Here is a 3,358-nt window from a genome sequence, read left to right on the forward strand (position 1 = left end):
TCAACCTCGAATGGATTCAGAAAATCCATCGCGACCGCGCCTCGCGGGGCTACACGACGGAAGCGGTCACCGACGTGATCCTGCGCCGCATGCATTCCTACGTGAACTGCATCACGCCGCAATTCACCGAGACGGATATCAACTTCCAGCGCGTGCCGGTCGTCGACACCTCGAACCCGTTCGTGGCGCGCTGGATCCCGACGGCGGATGAGAGCCTCGTGGTGATCCGCTTCAAGAACCCGCGCGGCATCGATTTCCCTTATCTCACCTCGATGATCAACGGCTCCTGGATGAGCCGCGCCAACTCGATCGTCATTCCCGGCAACCGTCAGGATCTGGCCATGCAGCTGATCCTCACCCCCCTCATCGAGCGCATCGTGCGTGAATCGAAGCGGGCTTGAGAAGGATGAACAAGGTGATGAAAGACATTCAAATCACTCAAGAAACGCGCATGGCGAATGCGATCCGTGCGCTTGCGATGGACGCGGTGCAAAAGGCCAATTCGGGCCATCCCGGGATGCCGATGGGCATGGCCGATGTGGCGACCGTTCTGTTCAACCGTTTCATGAATATCGATCCCACCGCGCCGAAATGGCCCGACCGCGATCGCTTTGTTCTGTCGGCGGGCCATGGCTCGATGCTGATCTACGCGATCAACCATCTGCTGGGCTATGAAGACATGGGCATGGACCAGATCAAGGCGTTCCGCCAGCTGAGTTCGCGCACCGCAGGCCACCCGGAATACGGCCATGCCGAGGGGATCGAAGTGACCACCGGGCCGCTCGGTCAGGGCATCGCCACCGCCGTGGGCATGGCGATTGCCGAGAAGATGAAGAACGCGCGCTATGGCACTGATCTGGTGGATCATTTCACCTATGTGATTGCAGGTGACGGGTGCCTCATGGAGGGTATCAGCCACGAGGCGATCGACCTCGCGGGGCATCTTGGGCTCGGCAAGCTCATCGTGATGTGGGACGACAATTCGATCACCATCGACGGCGACACGGATCTGTCCACCTCGATGGACCAGAAGGCGCGTTTCGCGGCGGCCGGCTGGCACGTGCTCGAATGCGACGGCCATACGCCGACCGAGATCGCCGACGCGATCGAGGCCGCGCGTCAGGATCCGCGCCCCTCGATGATCGCCTGCCGCACCATCATCGGCTTTGGCGCACCCAACAAGCAAGGCGGCCACGATGTCCACGGCGCACCGCTCGGCGACGCGGAAATCGCCGCCGCGCGCAAGCAGCTGCATTGGGATCACCCGCCCTTCGACATCCCTGCGGCGATATACGACGAATGGGGCCGGATCGCGTCGCGAGGCGCGCGGGCGCGGGCGGAGTGGGAACAGCGGTTGAACACCGCAACCGCCCGCGCCGAATTCCTCGCCGCCGAAGAGGCTGACACCAGCCCTCTGACCGCCGCGATCGCCGCCTACAAGCGCAAGCTCTCGGAAGACAAGCCCAAGGTCGCGACCCGCAAGGCGAGCCAGATGGCGCTGGAAGTGGTCAACGCCACCCTGCCCTTCACCGTTGGCGGCTCGGCCGATCTGACCGGCTCGAACCTGACGAAATCCTCCGGCATGAAATCGATCACGCCCACCGATTTCACTGGCGATTACATCCATTACGGCATTCGCGAGCACGGTATGGCCGCCGCGATGAACGGGATCGTGCTCCATGGCGGGCTGCGGCCCTATGGCGGCACCTTCATGGCCTTCGCCGATTACTGCCGTCCCGCAATTCGTTTGTCGGCGCTGATGGGCGTGCCGACCTGCTATGTCATGACCCATGACTCGATCGGCCTCGGCGAGGACGGTCCCACCCATCAGCCGGTAGAGCATTTGGCCTCGCTCCGAGCCATTCCAAACTTGCTCATCCTCCGGCCGGCTGATGCGGTGGAGACCGCCGAGGCCTGGGAAATCGCCATGACCTCGACGGCCACGCCGACGATGATCGTGGCCTCGCGTCAGGGTCTGCCGACGGTTCGCACCGAACACACGGACGAGAACCTCACCGCCCGCGGCGCTTATCTGCTGCGCGCCCCCGAGGCCCGCGACGTGACGCTGATCGCGACCGGGTCCGAGGTCGAGATCGCGATGGCGGCGGCCGACCAGTTGGCCGAGCAAGGGATCAAGGCGGCGGTCGTCTCCGCACCGTGTTTCGAGCTCTTCGAGAAACAGGACGCGGCGTATCGCGCCGAGGTTCTGGGCGATGCCCCGCGCGTCGGCTGCGAAGCGGCGATCCGTCAGGGCTGGGATCTCTTCCTGCGCCCCGAGGACCGCTTCGTGGGTATGACCGGTTTCGGGGCCTCGGCCCCTGCCCCGGCGCTCTACAAACACTTCAACATCACGTCCGAAGCGATTGTTTCGGATGCAAAAGAACTGATCTGAGGGACTAACGAGAATGACGGTTAAAGTTGCCATCAACGGGTTTGGACGTATCGGCCGCAACGTGCTGCGCGGGATCATTGAATCGGGTCGCACCGATATCGAGGTGATCGCGATCAACGATCTGGGCCCGGTCGAAACCAACGCCCATCTTCTGCAATTCGACAGCGTCCACGGCCGCTTCCCGCAAGAGGTCACGACCGGCGAGGACTGGATCGACGCTGGCCGCGGCAAGATCAAGGTCACCGCGATCCGCGATCCCAAGGACCTGCCCTGGGGCGATGTCGATATCGCGATGGAATGCACGGGCATCTTCACCGCGCGCGAGAAAGCGGCCTTCCACCTCGAGAACGGCTCGAAGCGTGTTCTGGTCTCGGCTCCGGCGGCGGGCGCCGACAAGACCATCGTCTTCGGCGTCAATGACGGTGCGCTGACCAAGGACGATCTGGTCGTCTCGAACGCGTCCTGCACCACGAACTGCCTCTCGCCGGTCGCCAAGGCACTCAATGACGCGATCGGCATCTCGAAAGGCTTCATGACCACGATCCACAGCTATACCGGCGACCAGCCGACGCTCGATACGATGCATTCCGACATGTATCGCGCCCGCGCCGCCGCGCTGAGCATGATCCCCACCTCGACCGGCGCTGCGAAAGCCGTGGGTCTGGTGCTGCCGGAGCTCAATGGCAAGCTCGACGGCGTCGCGATCCGGGTGCCGACGCCGAATGTCTCCGTGGTCGATCTGGTCTTCGAGGCCGCGAAAGATACCACGGTGGAAGAGGTCAACGCGGCTATCCGCAAGGCGGCTGACGGCCCGATGAAGGGCATCCTCGGCTATACCGACAAACCCAATGTTTCCAGCGACTTCAACCACGACCCTCACTCGTCGGTCTTCCACATGGACCAGACCAAAGTGATGGACGGGCGGATGGTGCGCATTCTCAGCTGGTACGACAACGAATGGGGCTT

2 protein-coding genes and 1 pseudogene are annotated in these 3,358 nt (G+C 63.2%); all 3 read left to right on the forward strand.

What is annotated here, in order from left to right; all coding sequences use genetic code 11:
• Window positions 1–401, forward strand: a pseudogene (locus tag B3D39_RS20270) (phosphoribulokinase); the annotation flags it as partial.
• A 17-nt stretch (window positions 402–418) separates the two neighbouring features.
• The gene (tkt, locus tag B3D39_RS20275) at window positions 419–2,392 is read left to right on the forward strand and encodes a transketolase (protein ID WP_274963157.1); all 1,974 of its coding nucleotides are present in this window, start codon (window positions 419–421) and stop codon (window positions 2,390–2,392) included.
• 13 nt (window positions 2,393–2,405) lie between these two features.
• Window positions 2,406–3,358 (forward strand): type I glyceraldehyde-3-phosphate dehydrogenase (gap, locus tag B3D39_RS20280; protein WP_286790034.1); only part of this gene is annotated, 953 nt, incomplete at its 3' end.

The sequence above is a fragment of the Thioclava sp. UBA3469 genome (assembly GCF_002378135.1).
Taxonomy (GTDB): Bacteria; Pseudomonadota; Alphaproteobacteria; order Rhodobacterales; family Rhodobacteraceae; genus Thioclava; species Thioclava sediminum.

Coding starts and splice junctions, on each gene's coding strand:
- tkt (WP_274963157.1), top strand. CDS start 419: ATGAAAGACATTCAAATCACTCAAGAAACGCGCATGGCGAATGCGATC.